The following is a 16,859-nucleotide window of genomic DNA, read 5'->3' as shown; positions in this document are numbered from 1 at the left end:
GATGAGATCAATTCTCATCGCTCGTTTTATCACTGACTATCACCTCGATAGCCATCGCATAGCGCTTGCCAGTCTTGTGGCTGCCATTGAATATTGCGCTTCTTTACTTCTTTGATAAATGAGCGCTCTAAGCGGGCGAGATTGTCTTTTTTCCAACTATCTCCCGATTGCTGGTAACACTTATCAAAATCAATCAGCCAAACTTGCTGATCCATATCAAGCAAGATGTTGTGGGCATTTAAGTCTGTGTGACAAACCTGCAAGTCATGCATTTTACGGATCATGACGCCAATTTGATGCCAAACCGAACTTGGCAAAGAGGATTCGATAAGTAACGCAACGAGATCGCGACTATGAGGAATTTTCTCAACCAAAATATCGGCACGATAAACACAGCCTTTCTTTTCTGCTTTTGCCGCAACAGGACGAGGAACATTGACTCCCTCTTCTCGTAATACTTTTAACAGCATTAATTCAGCATAACTGCGGGTCTTCTCCCAACCAGTAAACCAATAGCTATCACTCACCAGCTTACCAAACAAGCCACCACGACGGTAATGACGTAATGCCATTTCCATCTTATCGCCAGCAACAAACCAAGTGGTGCCTCGCCCTTGTGCCGAGCCGACAATTGCATTTTGTTGACGCCAAAAATCAATATCGAAGCAACAATGCGGATCGACAGTTAAATAGTTGTCATCAAACCATATCATTTGCTGTTCATGGCTAATTTTCTGCACTGCTGTCTTTCTCCTGTCTATTTTGGTTTATTTTACAATTACCAGCACTAACTGCATAATTCGCTGACAACTTTTTATTAGGTATCACTATGGCTTTGTTTACTACTGCGCCTCAATCCATCTGTATTTTACGCCTATCAGCCATTGGCGATGTTTGTCATGCGATCGCTGTAGTACAAGCCATCCAAAAACATTGGCCCGAAACCAGTATTACATGGGTGGTAGGCAAAACAGAAGCTCAGCTTGTAAGTACACTGCCTAATATCAAGGTGGTTAGTTTTGATAAAAAAGCAGGCTGGCAAGGGATCAAAACGGTTTGGCATACTTTGAAAGATCAAAAGTTTGATGCCCTACTCGATATGCAAGTCGCACTGCGTGCAAGCCTGTTATCTTTAGGCATTAAAGCACGCTATAAAGTGGGTTTTTCACGTCAAAGAGCCAAAGAAGGCCAATGGCTATTTACCAATAAAAAACTACCGCAAACCAATGCTCTCCATGTACTTGATAATTTTGCTGAGTTTGCACGCTACCTTGGCGTACCATTTACTGAACCACATTGGCATATCCCACTATCGAGTGAAGACATTGCCTTTGCGCAGCAACATATCAATAAACCGACATTGATCATCTCACCAGCAGCCAGTAAGGATGAGCGAAACTGGCTGACTGAACGCTATGCTGCCGTTGCCGATCATGCCGTTGAGAAGGGATTAAAGGTGATCTTATGTGGCTCACCGACGCAACGTGAGCAAGCGTTGGGTGAATCGATCATACAACATTGTCATCACCCTATTACTAACCTTATTGGTAAAACAAGCCTGATCCAGTTAACTGCACTGCTAAAATGCGCAACCGTAGTTATTGCACCTGACTCAGGCCCAGCCCATTTAGCCACAACACAAGGCACACCAGTGATCGGTTTATACGGGCACAGTAATCCAACACGCACAGGACCTTACCTTAGCCAACAAAATGTGGTGAGTGTGTATCAACAATTTGCAGAAAAACATTACGGTAAACTCGTCTCAGAGCTTCCTTGGGGTGCTCGAATAAAAGGCCGTGATATTATGACTGCGATTTCCGTTGATGATGTGATCACGCAACTTGATACCATCATCGACTCAGCAACTTTGACTCAATCACAGTGAGAAAACAATGAACCAGCAAAACACCACACCAAGCCTTGCTGTGGCACTGATTGTTAAAAATGAAGCCAAGCATCTGGCAGCATGTTTAGACTCAGTAAAAGATTGGGTTGATGAAATCGTGATCCTTGATTCGGGCAGTAGCGATAAAACCGAAACCATTGCCCGTCAATATACCGATAAATTTTTTATCAGTAATGGTTGGCCTGGCTTTGGGCTGCAACGTCAACAAGCACAAACCTTTGTCGAAAGTGATTACATATTATGGCTTGATGCTGACGAACGAGTGACGCCAGAGCTACGTCAGTCTATTCAACAGGCTATTGCAAAGAACCAGCATAATACGGTTTATCAAGTCAATCGTCTTAGCACCGCATTTGGCAAATTTATTCATCACTCTGGTTGGCATCCTGATTGGATTTCTCGCTTACATCGCCGTAATGAAACCCAATATAATGACGTCAAAGTACATGAATCTATTGTGATCCCTGCTAATGGCAAAGTTGAAAAGCTAAGTGGTAATTTAGAACATTACACTTTTGAAGATTTCTTTGAATTTCAGCGCAAACAACAAAAGTATGCAGAGCTTTGGGCTGAAGAAAAGTATTTAAAAGGCAAAAAGTCATCGATTGCCTCTGCTGTTATTCACTCAATATTTAGCTTTATTCGAACTTACATTCTTAAAGCGGGATTTTTAGATGGTAAGCATGGGTTCATCATTGCTTGTATAAATGCCCAATACGTCCTAAATAAATACTTAGGCCTTCACCTTAAGCACAAGAAGTAACGACTATTATGACAACTCGAGTAATTTACCCTGGTACTTTCGATCCTATTACTAACGGTCATTTAGACTTAATTGAACGAGCAGCGGCAATGTTTGATCATGTGATTGTTGGCGTTGCTTTCAATCCAAGTAAAAAACCGCTATTTGATCTTAATGAACGTGTAGAACTGGCGAGTAAAATTACAGCACATTTGAATAATGTAGAAATTGTTGGCTTCTCTGGACTATTGGTTGATTTCGCCAAAGAGCACAACGCTAACATTCTAGTGCGTGGTCTTCGTGCGGTATCCGATTTTGAGTACGAGTTTCAGTTAGCCAATATGAATCGTCGCTTGATGCCAGAGTTAGAAACTGTTTTCTTAACGCCAGCAGAAGAAAACTCATTCATTTCTTCAACCATAGTTAAAGAAGTTGCGCTACATAAAGGTGATGTTAGCCAGTTTGTTGATCCACTGATCACCACTGCATTATTGGAAAAACTCGCTAAATAGATATTAAAAAGGCGCTAAGCGCGCCTTTAATCACTTAAAGCCCAAAATTGGCTTTATTTACAATAAAATAAGATATTAAGTGTAACTTAACTTTATATCAATAATAGCTATAAGCTTTAGCCATTGTAATTTTTATACTATATAAAAGTATCTATCTTACTGTCTTCGATTTATTTTGATAGAATCCACCGTTCATTTATGCAACGAAACAGTAAGCCTAACTAAGGTCATTGATATAATATATGAAAATAGAAGTTATTATGAGCGCATACAATAACGTACGTGATCTAGAGCTCGTTTTAAATGGTTATCTAAATCAATTAGATAATGACTTCTCTTTATGTATTGCTGACGATGGTTCAACACATGAAGTTGCAGACTTAATCCAAAAATACTCTCAGACAAATTTGACTATACGTCATATTTGGCATGAAGATTTAGGATTCAGACGTGCTGCAATTCTCAATAAAGCAATCAAATCAAGCACTGCTGATCATATTGTTTTTACCGATAACGACTGTATTCCTTCACCTTATTTCGTTGCTGATCATCGTAAATTTGCATCACCTAAGCATTATACTGTAGGTATACGTGTATATCTAAAACCTTACTTATCAAATTGTTTTCGCAATGACAGCTTAACGCCATCCCGTTTATTTAACGGTTTTTGGTTGCTATCACAATCCTTAAAAGAACGAGTATCTAAGCCAGAGCAAGCTCTCCGATATCCTGACTTTATTCTTCCATTTATCAATAGATTAAAACCAGATTTAACGATTTTTGGCTCAAATATTGCGATGAGTTTAGATTCTTTATTAAAAGTTAATGGTCTTGATGAAGACTTTGAAGGCTGGGGATATGAAGATACCGATCTACTGTGGCGCCTAGAACAAATAGGATTGACGTCACATGGATCTCTTGGGCGTTGTTGTCAGTACCATCTTGATCACAAAGAAAATGCACCCAACCCCCACGCATTCAATCTTTTTAAACAAAAGCAAGAAGATGGAAAAATTTATTGTGATAACGGAATAAATAAAAAGGCCTAAGATTAGGCCTTTTTATTACTTTTGATAATACTCACGATACCAATCAACAAAGGCTTTTACACCTTCTTTGACTTTCACTTCAGGCTTATAACCCGTTGCTTTAAATAAATCTTCTGTATCTGCGTACGTCATGTAAACATCACCCGGCTGCATGTCCATGAAGTTTTTCTTCGCTTCCATACCTAGCACTTCTTCTAGCGCTTCAATGTAATCCATCAGCTTTACAGGACTACCGTGACCAATGTTATACACTCGATAAGGTGCTGAACTGGTCGCTGGTGAGCCGGCTTCTACCGTCCAATCAGCATTAGGCTGCGGGATCACATCCTGAATACGGATTACACCTTCAACAATATCATCGATATAAGTAAAATCACGACGCATATCGCCATGGTTGTACACATCAATCTCTTTCCCTTCCATGATTGCATTGGTGAATTTAAACAATGCCATATCTGGACGTCCCCATGGGCCATAAACGGTAAAGAAACGTAGGCCTGTGGTTGGTACGCCATAAAGGTGCGAATAGGTATGTGCCATTAACTCATTGGATTTCTTCGTCGCTGCATACAAAGATATTGGGTGATCAACGCTATCTGCCGTATTAAATGGCGTCTTATGATTTAAGCCATATACTGAGCTTGAAGAGGCATAAACAAGATGCTCAACCTTGTTATGACGGCAACCTTCTAAAATCGTTAGATGTCCAACCAAATTACTATCAGCGTACGCCAGTGGATTATCAATTGAGTAACGCACACCCGCTTGTGCCGCTAGATGGATAACACGGTTAAATTGCTGTTCGGCAAATAGATTTGCAATACCGTCACGATCGGCTAAATCTAATCCAATGAAGGTAAAGTTAGGATGAGCAATACGGGCTAAACGTGCTTGCTTGAGTGAGACGTCATAGTAATCGTTAAGATTATCGATACCGACCACTTGATGGCCTTGAGCACATAAACGCTCTGTCACTGCGCTACCAATAAAACCAGCGACGCCGGTAACAAGATATTTCATACTTTATCCTCAATAACGCATCATGCAGCGTTACTCAACCTGAAAACTGCGAGCATAATAACATTTTAGCTCAATCAACGAAGGGAAATCCTAAGCAAACCGACTCAATAAATATGATGGTTAGGTTAACTAAAATCGAACCTACTTCTGGCAATCAGCACAAAACACTGTCGCACGTTGACCGATTTTAGCCTCACTTAATGGCTTACCACACTTTGGACAAGGTTTACCGGCTTGACCATACACCTGCAGCTCTTGTGCAAAATAGCCAGGTTTTCCGTCTGCGTTTTTAAAATCTTTTAATGTCGTACCACCCTGTTGAATGGCAAACGCTAATACCGATTTGATCTCTGCTACCAGCTTAGTCATACGAGCAAGTGAGATTTTTCCAGCCGCACGTTTAGGGTGAATACCTGCGGCAAACAAAGATTCATTGGCATAAATATTACCAACACCAACAACCACATGATTATCCATAATAAATTGTTTTATTGCGGTACGTTTCCCTTGAGCTTTTTGATGCAAATATTCCTCGTTAAATTCGTCACTCAGCGGCTCTGGACCCATTTTCTCAAGCACAGGGTGTGTTACCCCTTTCTCTTCCCATAACCACGCACCAAAGCGCCTAGGATCGTTATAACGCAGTACTTCGCCACTAGTTAGCACCAAATCAACATGATCATGCTTTTCAACTGGAGTTCCAACGGGCAAAACACGTAAACTGCCAGACATGCCTAAATGCACAATGGCATAGCCAGCATCGGTTTCTAACAGCAAGTATTTAGCTCTTCGAGTTACCCTGCGGATCACTTGTCCCTCAATCGCTTTGATGGCGTCAGGGATAGGCCAGCGCAGTCGAGGGTTACGAATAATGATTTCTTTGACAGTTTGATCAACGACATGAGGAGAGATCCCCATTCGGCTCACTTCCACTTCAGGTAATTCAGGCATGACTCATCTCGTTTTATTTGTTATTTGATAAAGATGTCGGGAACAGATAATCGGCAGCAACCGACACAGCGACCCAATGTTGACCATTATTAAACAGCCAAAACTTAGGCAAAGTATATACTGTTAATCGAATAGGCTCTGCTTGCTGCTTCCCCCACACTTCCACGGTTTGCGGTGGTGGTAGCTGTAAACTCAACTTTGATATTGTTGCTTCATCCACCACAGTGCCTTGTAGATGTTGCCAACGTTGTACTAATTCACTGGCTGAAATCGATAAGTTAGACGAGCTTTGCCACTGCCCATTACTTTGCTTAAGCGTGAAATAAGGGAAAACAACCCGCTGAATCAAAAGATCGGGCGAGAGGACAAAAACAGTATTAGGGATATTGCTAGCTTGCTCGGTAACAACCTGCGTCACCGAATCTTTAGGTGCAAATCGTTCGCGAAGTAAATCTGGCAATTTAATTATCGCGATAAAGCACAGCACCCCAATGATGATGATGTTATTCCAGCCACGTCGAGTTAAGCGCATTCATCCATTCCTGTCTTATCTTAATGAGAATAAAGATAACACTGGTTAAGTCATTGCACCATTGGCTGATAAATAACTAACAGAAAAGTCGTCAGTGAAGGGAAATTAGAAAATAACAGATATAAAAAAACCCAGCGAAGCTGGGTTTTTATCAAAGAGTGATAAAACCAATTACTTGATTTTAGCTTCTTTGTAAAGCACGTGCTGGCGAACTACTGGATCAAATTTCTTGATCTCAAATTTGCCTGGCATGTTGCGCTTGTTCTTGTCGGTAGTGTAGAAGTGGCCTGTACCAGCAGATGATACTAGACGGATCTTCTCACGAATGCCTTTAGCCATTCTTCAAATCCTCTTAAACGTTCTCACCGCGAGCACGCATTTCACCAAGAACGACATCAATGCCTTTCTTATCGATGATACGCATGCCTTTCGCAGAAAGGCGTAGTTTAACGAAGCGTTTTTCGCTTTCTACCCAGAAACGATGAGTTTGCAGGTTCGGCAGAAAACGACGCTTGGTGGCATTACGTGCGTGTGAACGGTTGTTACCCGTTACAGGACGCTTACCAGTTACTTGGCATACTCGGGACATTACTGTCTTCTCCAAATCGTTTCAGCTCGATATCTACTGTGGAAAATTCACTGCAAAAAAATATTTCACAGATAACCACAGCTATCAAAGGTCGCGCATTATACTAAGTCAAAACCAGTTGCTCAAGTCCCGAGCAGATTCTTTCTCACTTTTTTAACGAAACTTTGGCTATTTTATAGCCAACCTCGCTCAGCGAAAGAGACAATCTCCCCGTCACCAATAACAAAATGATCAAGAACACGAATATCGACCAAAGCCAGCGAATCGCTGATTTTGCGGGTTATTCGACGGTCTGCCTGACTAGGTTCAGCGACGCCTGACGGGTGATTATGCGCTAAAATGAGCGCCGCTGCATTAAGTTCTAGCGATCTTTTTACAACTTCACGCGGATAAACGCTCGCGCAATCGATAGTTCCTTCAAATAATATCTCTCCGTTGATCACCCGATGTTGGTTGTCTAGAAACAGGATATAAAAGGCTTCTCGGTGTTTATCTCGCAATTTTTGCGCCAAATATCGACGGGTATTTTGCGGACTAGTGAGCACATCATCTTTTTTTAACGTTTCTTCTAAATATCGCTCGCCTAACGCCAAAACGGCCTGCAAAAGTGCAAATTTTGCCGGTCCCAATCCTTTCATCTGGCAAAATATCTGTTTTTCTGCCCCTAACAGCGAACGCAACGAGCCAAACTCATCAAGCAAATGGGTGGCTAACTCCAACGCATTCATCCCTTGGGTACCAGTGCGTAAAAAAATGGCTAATAATTCGGCATCCGTTAATGCATCTGAGCCATGAGATAATAATTTCTCTCGCGGACGTGAAGCCTCTGGTAGTTGCTTAAGTGACATAACCTCTCCCTTTGATATGTCATAAGCAAAACAGTTACGACCAATTTCACAACCAAGATAAATTGGGTTTTAGAAAATCTTCACAGCCCAAAAGTAACCAATAAAAATCACAGTACTCAAATTGCGAGACAGACAATGTTCTATCCCCGTAAGAGTTGATCCCAACCGATGATCACAAACCACTTTGATGGTATCTTGTTGCCAATTTTATAGCCCAAAGAGACAGGCAGACTGATGCAAACACTGGCAGGAAAAAAAATCCTTCTCGGCATTAGCGGCGGTATCGCTGCTTACAAATGTGCAGAACTCACTCGACGTTTAATCGAGCGTGGTGCACAGGTTCATGTCGTGATGACCAAGGCAGCCAAAGAATTTATTACCCCACTGACCATGCAAGCTGTATCAGGTCACCCTGTCGCTGATAGCTTACTTGACCCCTCTGCTGAAGCATCAATGGGACATATTGAACTGGCGAAATGGGCTGATCTTGTTTTACTGGCTCCTGCGACTGCCGACTTGATTGCTCGCGTGAGTGCTGGCATGGGTAACGACTTACTCTCAACCCTATGTCTTGCTACTGACGCCCCTATTGCGGTAGCACCTGCGATGAATCAACAGATGTACCGCAACATTGCCACCCAAGAGAATATCGCTACGTTAAAGCGCCGAGGTTTTCAGATTTGGGGACCTGCAAGCGGTGAGCAAGCCTGTGGTGATGTTGGTCCTGGCCGCATGTTAGAGCCAATGCAACTCGTTCACTTATGTGAAGACTTCTTCCTGCCGCAAGACCTTAGTGATCTAAACATTGTGGTGACGGCAGGTCCAACCCGAGAAGCTATTGATCCGGTACGTTATTTAAGTAACTACAGCTCAGGGAAGATGGGTTATGCCATAGCTCAAGCTGCCGCTAAACGTGGTGCAAATGTCACGCTGATCAGTGGCCCTGTTAACTTAGCGACACCCAATGGGGTTAATCGCGTTGATGTTAAAAGCGCCCAAGAGATGCACCAAGCCGCATTGGAGCATGCGGTAAACAACCACATTTTTATTGCTTGTGCGGCTGTTGCTGATTTTCGTCCAGCTCACGTGGCTGAGCAGAAGATGAAAAAACAAGATGGTCATGATGAGATGGTAATTCAACTTGTGAAAAATCCTGACATCGTGGCAAGCATTGCTGCGCTTACAGACAGTCGCCCATTTACGGTTGGCTTTGCCGCTGAAACCCAAAATGTGGAGCAATATGCCCGTGGCAAACTGGCAAATAAAAATCTTGATGTGATTTGTGCTAACGATGTATCAGTTCAAGGACAAGGCTTTAACAGCGATAGCAACGCCCTACATCTGTATTGGCCTAACGGAGATAAAGCCTTACCACTGGCGGCAAAATCCGAGCTTGGGCTGCAATTAATCAACGAAATTGTTAATCTTTACCAACAAGCGAACCACTAGAGCTAACTATGAATAGTATCGATCTTAAAATTCTTGACCCTCGTGTCGGTAACGAATTTCCACTACCTGCTTACGCGACTGAAGGCTCAGCTGGCCTTGATTTACGTGCATGTCTAGATGAAGTCCTAACAGTCGCACCGGGTGAAACTCACCTTGTTCCGACGGGCCTTGCTATTCACATTGGCGATCCAAACCTTGCAGCAACCATTTTGCCACGTTCAGGTTTAGGTCATAAACACGGTATCGTATTAGGGAACCTTGTTGGCTTAATTGACTCTGATTACCAAGGTCAACTTATGGTATCAGTGTGGAACCGTGGTGATACTACATTTACCATTGAGCCTGGCGATCGCATTGCTCAGCTGGTATTCCTCCCTGTAGTACAAGCGCAATTTAATATCGTTGAAGATTTTAATAGCACCGAGCGTGGCGAAGGTGGCTTTGGTCATTCAGGCCGTAGCTAGTCCATTGATGTTAAAAAAGCGTGATCTGGTAAGTCTTGTATTATCCATTTTGATGATAAGATGAGCACCACGTATGACAGCAAAAGCGCAAGCATTTTCGCCTGCGCTTTTTTTGCGGATAAAAGTTCATACATTTCTATTGCGCTACTTTTCACAACGCCAAGGCATCGCTAAGATAGGCGGGTTTCACACTGTCCATGGACAGTCTCATTTTGTAAAGGAACGATAATTCATGGCAGGCACCAAAAAGAACAATCGCCGCGAAGAAATACTTCAGTGCTTAGCGCACATGCTGGAGTCAAATCAAGGCAGTCAACGTATCACCACTAAAATGCTAGCCGCGAATGTTGGAGTCTCAGAAGCCGCACTCTACCGCCATTTCCCAAGCAAAGCGCGTATGTTTGAAGGCTTAATTGAATTTATCGAAGATTCAATTACCACTCGTATTAACCGCATTTTAGATGACGAAAAAGATACGCTGAATCGCTTACGTATGGTGATGCAGTTCATTCTAATGTTTGCTGAGCGTAACCCAGGCCTGACTCGTATCATGACGGGCCATGCTCTGATGTTTGAACAAGATCGTCTTCAATCTCGTATTAATCAACTGTTCGAACGTGTTGAATCTCAGCTTCGCCAGATCTTAAAAGAGCGTAAATTACGTGAAGGTAAAGGCTTTCCAATTGATGAGTCAGTTTTAGCAGCACAGCTTCTAGGTCAAGTAGAAGGCAGCTTAAACCGCTACGTTCGCTCGAGCTTTAAGTACAAGCCAACAGCAAACTTTGATGATTACTGGACGCTATTAAGCGCACAGCTAAACTAAACAAACCTAGCAACAAACAAAAAAGCGAGAGCCTTAGCCCTCGCTTTTTTATTATTCATTACAAATGTTGTTACACACCGAACTCTGCACGGTACGCTTTTACCGCTTCAAGGTGTTGCTCCATACCCGCTTGCTCAGAAAGGTATGTCACCACATCGCCTAACGAGACAATCGAAATCACCGCACAACCAAAGTCACGCTCAACTTCTTGAATTGCTGATAGCTCACCTTGACCTTTTTCCTGACGATCAATAGCAACCAGCACACCCGCTAAATCAGCGCCATTTGCTTTAATGATTTCCATTGATTCACGAATTGCTGTACCAGCAGTGATCACGTCATCGACTAACATGATACGGCCTTCTAGCGCACTGCCGACTAAGTTGCCACCTTCACCATGGTTTTTAGCCTCTTTACGGTTAAAACAGTATGGCGTGTCTACATCATGATGATCAGCCAGCGCAACCGCCGTTGTTGTTGCAATTGGAATACCTTTGTAGGCAGGGCCAAATAACACATCAAATTCAATCTTGGCATCAACCAAAGCTTCAGCATAAAAACGACCAAGACGCGCTAAGTCGCGACCGGTATTAAATAAGCCAGCATTAAAGAAATACGGGCTCTTACGACCGGATTTCAGTGTGAACTCACCAAATTTCAATACGCCTTTCTCTAGGGCAAATTCGATGAACTGACGCTGATATGCTTTCATTGTGTCTCCTTAAACTACTTCTCTGTGTTTTAACAATGTACCTGTTACCTAAACTTATGCTTTGGTAACCACCAAAACAGACATGCACTCCGCACGGAACTCTGCTTTAGGCAAAAAAAAGCGGCTCCCAATAGGAACCGCTTAAAAATTAATTTTCCAACGCTTGTTTCTGCATTGAAATAATGTCGCTAATGCCGTCTTTCGCTAACGCCAGCATTGCTAGTAATTCTTCGTGACTGAAAGCTTCACCCTCGGCTGTGCCTTGGATTTCAATCATCTTACCTTCTTCAGTCATCACCACGTTCATGTCGGTTTCAGCCGCTGAATCTTCAAGGTATTCCAAATCGCAAATTGGCTCACCGTTGTAAATACCAACAGAAACCGCAGCCACCATCCCTTTTAGTGGATTCTTTTTGATCATGCCTTTTTCTAGCATGTAGTTGATGGCATCAACCAGTGCCACCATCGCACCTGTAATAGATGCCGTGCGTGTGCCACCATCGGCTTGGATCACATCACAGTCAACCGTGATCATCTGCTCGCCTAGCACTTCCAGATCAACCGCTGCACGTAAGCTACGTGCGATCAAACGTTGGATTTCCATCGTACGACCACCTTGCTTACCATTCGCAGCTTCACGACGGTTACGAGTGTGAGTCGCACGTGGCAACATACCGTATTCAGCTGTCACCCAACCTTGACCTTTACCTTTTAACCAACGCGGAACATTTTCTTCTACACTCGCCGTACAAATAACTTTGGTATTGCCAAACTCGACCAGTACTGAACCTTCAGCATGAGCCGTGTATTGACGAGTAATAGTGATTGGACGAACTTGATTCGCACTTCTTCCGCTTGGACGCATCGGGATTTCCCTTTGGCTGGATGATATTAACCGGCGATTATAACGATAACTCCATTCCAGTGCACGAGAAAACGATACCGTAAATAGACAAACAGTAGCCCCCCGATGCCAATATCGCATATAATCTCTACACCCGGTAACGACGCACCCATTGATTAATTACCAAGACTTATCGTGGGTAACGGTAAGTTCGTCGTCGCACCATTCACAACCTTAAGGTCAACAAGCCATGATCCATAGTATGACTGCGTATGCCCGTCGCGAAATTAAAGGCGATTGGGGTACTGCTGTGTGGGAAATCCGCTCAGTAAACCAGCGTTATCTTGAAACTTACATTCGTATGCCTGAGCAATTCCGTAGCTTAGAGCCAGTATTGCGTGAGCGTTTCCGTAAACGTCTTGCTCGCGGTAAAGTTGAATGTAACCTACGTTTTGAAGCCAACATTGCAGCAAACACTGAGCTAACCATCAATGAAGAGTTAGCAAAACAAGTGATTCACGCGGCGAAATGGGTAAAAGAGACTGCGGGTGAAGGTAACATTGGCCCATTCCAAGTACTTAACTGGCCGGGTGTGATGGAAGCACCAGAGCAAGATCTCGATACAATCAACAAAGATCTACTGGCTGGGTTTGAATTAGCTATTGATGATTTCATCGCGGCACGTGCTAGCGAAGGTGAAAACATGAAGCAGCTGATCGACCAACGTCTTGATGCGATTTCTGCAGAAGCGACCAAAGTACGCAGCATGATGCCAGAAATCATCAACTGGCAGCGTGAGCGCATTATGTCTCGCCTAGAAGAAGCCAAAGTTGACCTTGATGCTAACCGCATTGAGCAAGAGCTGATCATGCTCGCGCAAAAGAGCGATGTCGCAGAAGAGCTAGATCGCCTAGATTCTCACGTCAAAGAAACCCAGAAAATCTTAGCTAAAGGTGGCGCTTGTGGCCGTCGTTTAGACTTTATGATGCAAGAGTTCAACCGTGAATCGAACACCCTAGCATCAAAATCGATCAATACTGAAGTCACCGCATCGGCTGTAGAGCTAAAAGTGCTTATCGAGCAAATGCGCGAACAAATTCAGAACATCGAATAACTGTCATCGTTTTAACATCAAGGGAGCTTAGGCTTCCTTGATGATTTATATATAAATAGCTTCCGTTATGAAAATCCCATCAAAGCCAACTAGGCTTAAGCTATATTCAGCAAAAAGATGAATTTTCCAACAACTAGCTAATTTCAATTATGCGCAGATCATGATAATCTTCGCGCCCTTCTATCACTGAGTGAAAATAGGCAATGAGCAAAGGTACTCTATACATCGTGTCGGCCCCAAGCGGTGCTGGTAAATCAAGTCTGATTAATGCCCTTCTTGAAACTAACCCGACCTATGACATGAAAGTATCCGTGTCCCATACCACTCGCGGCATGCGCCCGGGCGAAGAGCACGGTGTTCATTACAATTTCGTTAGCGTAGAAGAATTTACTGACTTGGTAGAACAAGGTGCATTCCTTGAACATGCGGAAGTATTCGGCAACTACTATGGCACTTCACGTCCATGGATCGAAGCGCAATTAGCAAAAGGTATCGACGTATTCCTTGATATCGATTGGCAAGGTGCGCGTCAAATTCGCAAACTGATGCCAGCGGCTAAGAGCATCTTCATCCTACCACCATCAAAAGAAGAACTAGAACGTCGTCTAAATACACGCGGTCAAGACAGCGAAACTGTTATTGCCCGCCGTATGCAAGAAGCACGTTCTGAGATCTCTCATTTCGATGAATACGATTACGTTATCGTTAATGACGATTTCGATGTTGCTTTAATTGATTTTAAGGCAATTATTCGTGCAGAACGATTGAAGCAAGACAAGCAAGCTGCTAAATATAAAAGCATGTTGTCTGCACTACTAGCAGATCAGTAAGTTATTTTGTACAATTTTCAATCCTAATTTATATAACCACTGGAGTCCTCCATGGCACGCGTAACCGTTCAAGACGCTGTTGATAAAATTGGCAACCGTTTCGATCTGATCCAAATTGCTGCTCGCCGCGCACGTCAAATGCAAACAGGCGGTAAGGATCCACTGGTTCCTGAAGAAAACGACAAGTACACAGTAATTGCACTTCGTGAAATCGAAGAAGGTCTAATTACTAAAGATATCCTAGATGCTCGCGAGCGTCAGGAACTGCAAGAGCAAGAAGCTGCAGAACTAGCAGCAGTTAGTGCTATTGCTGGCGACCACCGTTAATCAGGGAACCGGGCGAATTGTATCTTTTTGATAGCCTGAAAGAAGTCGCAATCGAGTACCTGCCAGAGCCTCAACTAGAGGCTCTTCGGCAGGCTTTTCTCGTTGCTCGCGACGCACACGAAGGGCAAACTCGCTCCACTGGCGAGCCTTATATTATCCACCCCGTTGCGGTTGCTCGCATCTTGGCGGAAATGCGTCTCGATATTGAAACGCTCATGGCGGCATTGCTTCATGACGTTATCGAAGATACCGAGGTCACCAAGGAAGATCTTGCCAGCCGTTTTGGCGACACTGTTGCTGAACTGGTCGATGGCGTATCGAAACTTGATAAATTAAAGTTTCGCGATCGTAAAGAAGCTCAAGCTGAAAACTTCCGCAAAATGATCATGGCAATGGCGCATGACATTCGCGTAATTTTAATTAAGCTGGCTGACCGTACCCACAATATGCGAACCCTTGGCGCACTGCGTCCAGATAAGCGTCGCCGTATTGCCCGCGAAACCCTTGAAATATTCTCTCCTCTTGCCCACCGTCTGGGTATTCATAACATCAAATCTGAACTTGAAGAGCTTGGCTTTGAAGCGTTATACCCAAATCGCTACCGTGTATTAAAACAAGTTGTGGCGGCGGCACGTGGTAACCGTAAAGAGATGATCAATAAAATTCACGCTGAAATTGAGGGTCGCCTCAGTGATGCGGGAATTAATGCCACCGTATTAGGTCGCGAGAAAAACTTGTACTCCATCTATAACAAGATGAAGAACAAAGAGCAGCGTTTCCACTCCATCATGGATATCTATGCTTTCCGTGTGCTTGTGAGTGATTTAGATACCTGCTACCGCGTATTAGGACAAGTACATAACCTGTACAAACCACGTCCTAGTCGCATGAAAGACTATATTGCGATCCCGAAAGCCAATGGCTATCAATCGCTGCATACCTCGCTTGTTGGCCCTCATGGTGTTCCTGTTGAAGTACAAATTCGTACCGAAGACATGGATCAAATGGCAGACAAAGGTGTTGCTGCGCACTGGACCTACAAAGATGGCGAAAGCTCAGGTACTACCGCGCAAGTAAAAGCCCAGCGTTGGATGCAAAGCTTACTTGAACTTCAACAAAGTGCAGGTAGCTCATTTGAATTTATTGAGAACGTAAAATCCGATCTCTTCCCAGATGAGATTTACGTTTTCACCCCGAAAGGCCGTATCGTTGAATTGCCTGTTGGCGCAACCGCGGTAGATTTCGCTTACGCAGTACATACCGATGTCGGTAATGCTTGTGTCGGCTCTCGCGTAGATCGCCAGCCTTACCCATTAAGTAAGCCGCTGAAAAACGGTCAGACCATTGAAATTATCAGTGCTCCTGGTGCGCGTCCGAATGCGGCATGGTTAAACTATGTTGTGACTTCTCGAGCTCGCACCAAGATCCGTCAAGTGCTGAAAACCATGCGTCGTGATGAGTCGATCACTCTCGGTCGTCGTCTACTCAATCATGCGCTTGGCGGCGCTAGCCTTGATAGTATCGCCAGTGAAAACATCACTAAGGTGTTAACTGATCTTAAACTCAATTCAATAGAAGATCTTCTGGCTGAAATTGGTTTAGGTGAAGTCATGAGCGTGGTGATCGCGCGTCGTTTCTTAGGTAATGCTGATGAGCTAACACCAAAAGAAAACGATCGTCGCCTACCGATCCAAGGTGCTGATGGCATTCTGCTCACCTTTGCTAACTGTTGTCACCCAATCCATGGCGATCCAATCATTGCTCATGTGAGTCCGGGTAAAGGCTTGGTTATTCACCGTGAAGAATGTGCCAATGTTCGTGGCTATCGTAAAGAGCCCGATAAGTACATGGCGGTGGAGTGGAGTGAAGATTTCGATCAAGAATTTGTCACTTGTTTGAAAGTCGATATGCAAAACCACCAAGGTGCCTTAGCCGATCTCACCAACACCATTGCAGCTACAGGCTCTAACATCCAAGGCTTAGCAACGGAAGAGAAAGATGGTCGCTTGTACACCATCACAGTGAAGCTCACCACACGTAGCCGAATCCACTTAGCTAACATTATGCGTCGCATTCGAATTATGCCTAATGTTGTACGTGTTGCTCGCCAGAAAAACTAGCGCTTAGCGCTTAGTTTTCATCCT

Annotated in this window: 20 protein-coding genes; 11 read left to right on the top strand and 9 right to left on the bottom strand. The window is 43.7% G+C overall.

Annotated features, from left to right (window positions below; genetic code table 11):
* Positions 1-29: 29 nt before the first annotated feature.
* The gene (locus E5A76_RS04705) at positions 30-740 is read right to left on the bottom strand and encodes a 3-deoxy-D-manno-octulosonic acid kinase (RefSeq protein ID WP_161118239.1); all 711 of its coding nucleotides are present in this window, start codon (positions 738-740) and stop codon (positions 30-32) included.
* A gap of 89 nt (positions 741-829) precedes the next feature.
* Here E5A76_RS04705 and E5A76_RS04700 point away from each other — a divergent pair, with 89 nt between their 5' ends.
* The 4 genes from E5A76_RS04700 to E5A76_RS04685 all read left to right on the top strand — a co-directional run bounded on the left by E5A76_RS04700 (position 830) and on the right by E5A76_RS04685 (position 4,212).
* Entirely contained in the window at positions 830-1,888 is a 1,059-nt protein-coding gene (locus tag E5A76_RS04700; protein ID WP_161118238.1) for a glycosyltransferase family 9 protein, read from the top strand.
* A gap of 7 nt (positions 1,889-1,895) precedes the next feature.
* Positions 1,896-2,672 carry a glycosyltransferase family 2 protein gene (locus tag E5A76_RS04695; RefSeq protein ID WP_161118237.1) on the top strand — a complete coding sequence of 259 codons (777 nt, stop codon included), beginning with the start codon at positions 1,896-1,898 and terminating at the stop codon, positions 2,670-2,672.
* An 8-nt stretch (positions 2,673-2,680) separates the two neighbouring features.
* Positions 2,681-3,163, top strand: coding sequence for a pantetheine-phosphate adenylyltransferase (gene coaD, locus E5A76_RS04690; protein ID WP_053987454.1), 483 nt, complete (start codon positions 2,681-2,683; stop codon positions 3,161-3,163).
* A 242-nt stretch (positions 3,164-3,405) separates the two neighbouring features.
* On the top strand, positions 3,406-4,212 hold the full coding sequence (locus E5A76_RS04685; RefSeq protein ID WP_237459235.1) for a glycosyltransferase: 807 nt from the start codon (positions 3,406-3,408) through the stop codon (positions 4,210-4,212).
* A gap of 15 nt (positions 4,213-4,227) precedes the next feature.
* Here the strand turns inward: E5A76_RS04685 and E5A76_RS04680 are convergent, their stop codons facing one another.
* From E5A76_RS04680 to radC, 6 genes are all read right to left on the bottom strand, one after another.
* Positions 4,228-5,232: an NAD-dependent epimerase gene (locus E5A76_RS04680; protein WP_161118236.1), complete on the bottom strand. Its 1,005-nt coding sequence runs from the start codon at positions 5,230-5,232 to the stop codon at positions 4,228-4,230.
* Between the two features lie 141 nt (positions 5,233-5,373).
* Positions 5,374-6,183, bottom strand: a complete 810-nt coding sequence (mutM, locus tag E5A76_RS04675; protein WP_161118235.1) for a bifunctional DNA-formamidopyrimidine glycosylase/DNA-(apurinic or apyrimidinic site) lyase — start codon at positions 6,181-6,183, stop codon at positions 5,374-5,376.
* A gap of 13 nt (positions 6,184-6,196) precedes the next feature.
* The gene (locus E5A76_RS04670; RefSeq protein WP_161118234.1) at positions 6,197-6,715 is read right to left on the bottom strand and encodes a hypothetical protein; all 519 of its coding nucleotides are present in this window, start codon (positions 6,713-6,715) and stop codon (positions 6,197-6,199) included.
* Positions 6,716-6,886: 171 nt separating this feature from the next.
* On the bottom strand, positions 6,887-7,054 hold the full coding sequence (rpmG, locus tag E5A76_RS04665; RefSeq protein ID WP_005371942.1) for a 50S ribosomal protein L33: 168 nt from the start codon (positions 7,052-7,054) through the stop codon (positions 6,887-6,889).
* Positions 7,055-7,067: 13 nt separating this feature from the next.
* Positions 7,068-7,304 carry a 50S ribosomal protein L28 gene (gene rpmB, locus E5A76_RS04660; RefSeq protein ID WP_005371944.1) on the bottom strand — a complete coding sequence of 79 codons (237 nt, stop codon included), beginning with the start codon at positions 7,302-7,304 and terminating at the stop codon, positions 7,068-7,070.
* 173 nt (positions 7,305-7,477) lie between these two features.
* Complete coding sequence (radC, locus tag E5A76_RS04655; RefSeq protein ID WP_161118233.1) at positions 7,478-8,152, bottom strand: RadC family protein; 675 nt, start codon at positions 8,150-8,152, stop codon at positions 7,478-7,480.
* Positions 8,153-8,386: 234 nt separating this feature from the next.
* Here radC and coaBC point away from each other — a divergent pair, with 234 nt between their 5' ends.
* The 3 genes from coaBC (at position 8,387) to slmA (ending at position 10,888) form a co-directional block, all read left to right on the top strand.
* Complete coding sequence (coaBC, locus tag E5A76_RS04650; protein WP_053987448.1) at positions 8,387-9,601, top strand: bifunctional phosphopantothenoylcysteine decarboxylase/phosphopantothenate--cysteine ligase CoaBC; 1,215 nt, start codon at positions 8,387-8,389, stop codon at positions 9,599-9,601.
* 8 nt (positions 9,602-9,609) lie between these two features.
* Complete coding sequence (gene dut / locus E5A76_RS04645; RefSeq protein WP_161118232.1) at positions 9,610-10,065, top strand: dUTP diphosphatase; 456 nt, start codon at positions 9,610-9,612, stop codon at positions 10,063-10,065.
* 232 nt (positions 10,066-10,297) lie between these two features.
* Positions 10,298-10,888 (top strand): nucleoid occlusion factor SlmA, encoded by a 591-nt coding sequence (gene slmA, locus E5A76_RS04640; RefSeq protein ID WP_053987446.1) that lies wholly within the window; start codon positions 10,298-10,300, stop codon positions 10,886-10,888.
* Between the two features lie 70 nt (positions 10,889-10,958).
* Here the strand turns inward: slmA and pyrE are convergent, their stop codons facing one another.
* Both pyrE and rph read right to left on the bottom strand, forming a co-directional pair.
* A complete protein-coding gene (gene pyrE, locus E5A76_RS04635; RefSeq protein ID WP_053987445.1) occupies positions 10,959-11,600 on the bottom strand; it encodes an orotate phosphoribosyltransferase in 642 nt (213 codons plus the stop codon).
* A 148-nt stretch (positions 11,601-11,748) separates the two neighbouring features.
* Positions 11,749-12,465 (bottom strand): ribonuclease PH, encoded by a 717-nt coding sequence (gene rph, locus E5A76_RS04630; RefSeq protein WP_008988187.1) that lies wholly within the window; start codon positions 12,463-12,465, stop codon positions 11,749-11,751.
* Between the two features lie 229 nt (positions 12,466-12,694).
* Between rph and E5A76_RS04625 the strand changes: the two genes are divergently transcribed.
* From E5A76_RS04625 to spoT, 4 genes are all read left to right on the top strand, one after another.
* Positions 12,695-13,558 (top strand): YicC/YloC family endoribonuclease, encoded by an 864-nt coding sequence (locus tag E5A76_RS04625; protein WP_008988188.1) that lies wholly within the window; start codon positions 12,695-12,697, stop codon positions 13,556-13,558.
* 203 nt (positions 13,559-13,761) lie between these two features.
* Positions 13,762-14,388 carry a guanylate kinase gene (gene gmk, locus E5A76_RS04620; RefSeq protein ID WP_053987444.1) on the top strand — a complete coding sequence of 209 codons (627 nt, stop codon included), beginning with the start codon at positions 13,762-13,764 and terminating at the stop codon, positions 14,386-14,388.
* A gap of 51 nt (positions 14,389-14,439) precedes the next feature.
* Positions 14,440-14,715: a DNA-directed RNA polymerase subunit omega gene (gene rpoZ, locus E5A76_RS04615; RefSeq protein WP_005371960.1), complete on the top strand. Its 276-nt coding sequence runs from the start codon at positions 14,440-14,442 to the stop codon at positions 14,713-14,715.
* Positions 14,716-14,732: 17 nt separating this feature from the next.
* Positions 14,733-16,835 (top strand): bifunctional GTP diphosphokinase/guanosine-3',5'-bis pyrophosphate 3'-pyrophosphohydrolase, encoded by a 2,103-nt coding sequence (spoT, locus tag E5A76_RS04610; RefSeq protein ID WP_008988190.1) that lies wholly within the window; start codon positions 14,733-14,735, stop codon positions 16,833-16,835.
* The last annotated feature ends 24 nt before the right edge of the window (positions 16,836-16,859 follow it).

Origin of the sequence: Photobacterium lucens (assembly GCF_009873615.1) — a bacterium.
Taxonomy (GTDB): domain Bacteria; phylum Pseudomonadota; class Gammaproteobacteria; order Enterobacterales; family Vibrionaceae; genus Photobacterium; species Photobacterium lucens.
Note: the sequence above shows the minus strand (reverse complement) of the source record. Positions and strands in the feature narration are given on the sequence as shown.

Bases quoted from the DNA above. Each gene is read 5' to 3' on its own strand.
- slmA (WP_053987446.1), top strand. From the start codon at position 10,298: ATGGCAGGCACCAAAAAGAACAATCGCCGCGAAGAAATACTTCAGTGC.
- coaD (WP_053987454.1), top strand. From the start codon at position 2,681: ATGACAACTCGAGTAATTTACCCTGGTACTTTCGATCCTATTACTAAC.
- rpmB (WP_005371944.1), bottom strand. From the start codon at position 7,304: ATGTCCCGAGTATGCCAAGTAACTGGTAAGCGTCCTGTAACGGGTAAC.
- dut (WP_161118232.1), top strand. From the start codon at position 9,610: ATGAATAGTATCGATCTTAAAATTCTTGACCCTCGTGTCGGTAACGAA.
- radC (WP_161118233.1), bottom strand. From the start codon at position 8,152: ATGTCACTTAAGCAACTACCAGAGGCTTCACGTCCGCGAGAGAAATTA.
- E5A76_RS04695 (WP_161118237.1), top strand. From the start codon at position 1,896: ATGAACCAGCAAAACACCACACCAAGCCTTGCTGTGGCACTGATTGTT.
- coaBC (WP_053987448.1), top strand. From the start codon at position 8,387: ATGCAAACACTGGCAGGAAAAAAAATCCTTCTCGGCATTAGCGGCGGT.
- E5A76_RS04670 (WP_161118234.1), bottom strand. From the start codon at position 6,715: ATGCGCTTAACTCGACGTGGCTGGAATAACATCATCATCATTGGGGTG.
- E5A76_RS04680 (WP_161118236.1), bottom strand. From the start codon at position 5,232: ATGAAATATCTTGTTACCGGCGTCGCTGGTTTTATTGGTAGCGCAGTG.
- rpoZ (WP_005371960.1), top strand. From the start codon at position 14,440: ATGGCACGCGTAACCGTTCAAGACGCTGTTGATAAAATTGGCAACCGT.
- pyrE (WP_053987445.1), bottom strand. From the start codon at position 11,600: ATGAAAGCATATCAGCGTCAGTTCATCGAATTTGCCCTAGAGAAAGGC.
- E5A76_RS04685 (WP_237459235.1), top strand. From the start codon at position 3,406: ATGAAAATAGAAGTTATTATGAGCGCATACAATAACGTACGTGATCTA.
- E5A76_RS04700 (WP_161118238.1), top strand. From the start codon at position 830: ATGGCTTTGTTTACTACTGCGCCTCAATCCATCTGTATTTTACGCCTA.
- rpmG (WP_005371942.1), bottom strand. From the start codon at position 7,054: ATGGCTAAAGGCATTCGTGAGAAGATCCGTCTAGTATCATCTGCTGGT.
- rph (WP_008988187.1), bottom strand. From the start codon at position 12,465: ATGCGTCCAAGCGGAAGAAGTGCGAATCAAGTTCGTCCAATCACTATT.
- gmk (WP_053987444.1), top strand. From the start codon at position 13,762: ATGAGCAAAGGTACTCTATACATCGTGTCGGCCCCAAGCGGTGCTGGT.
- mutM (WP_161118235.1), bottom strand. From the start codon at position 6,183: ATGCCTGAATTACCTGAAGTGGAAGTGAGCCGAATGGGGATCTCTCCT.
- E5A76_RS04625 (WP_008988188.1), top strand. From the start codon at position 12,695: ATGATCCATAGTATGACTGCGTATGCCCGTCGCGAAATTAAAGGCGAT.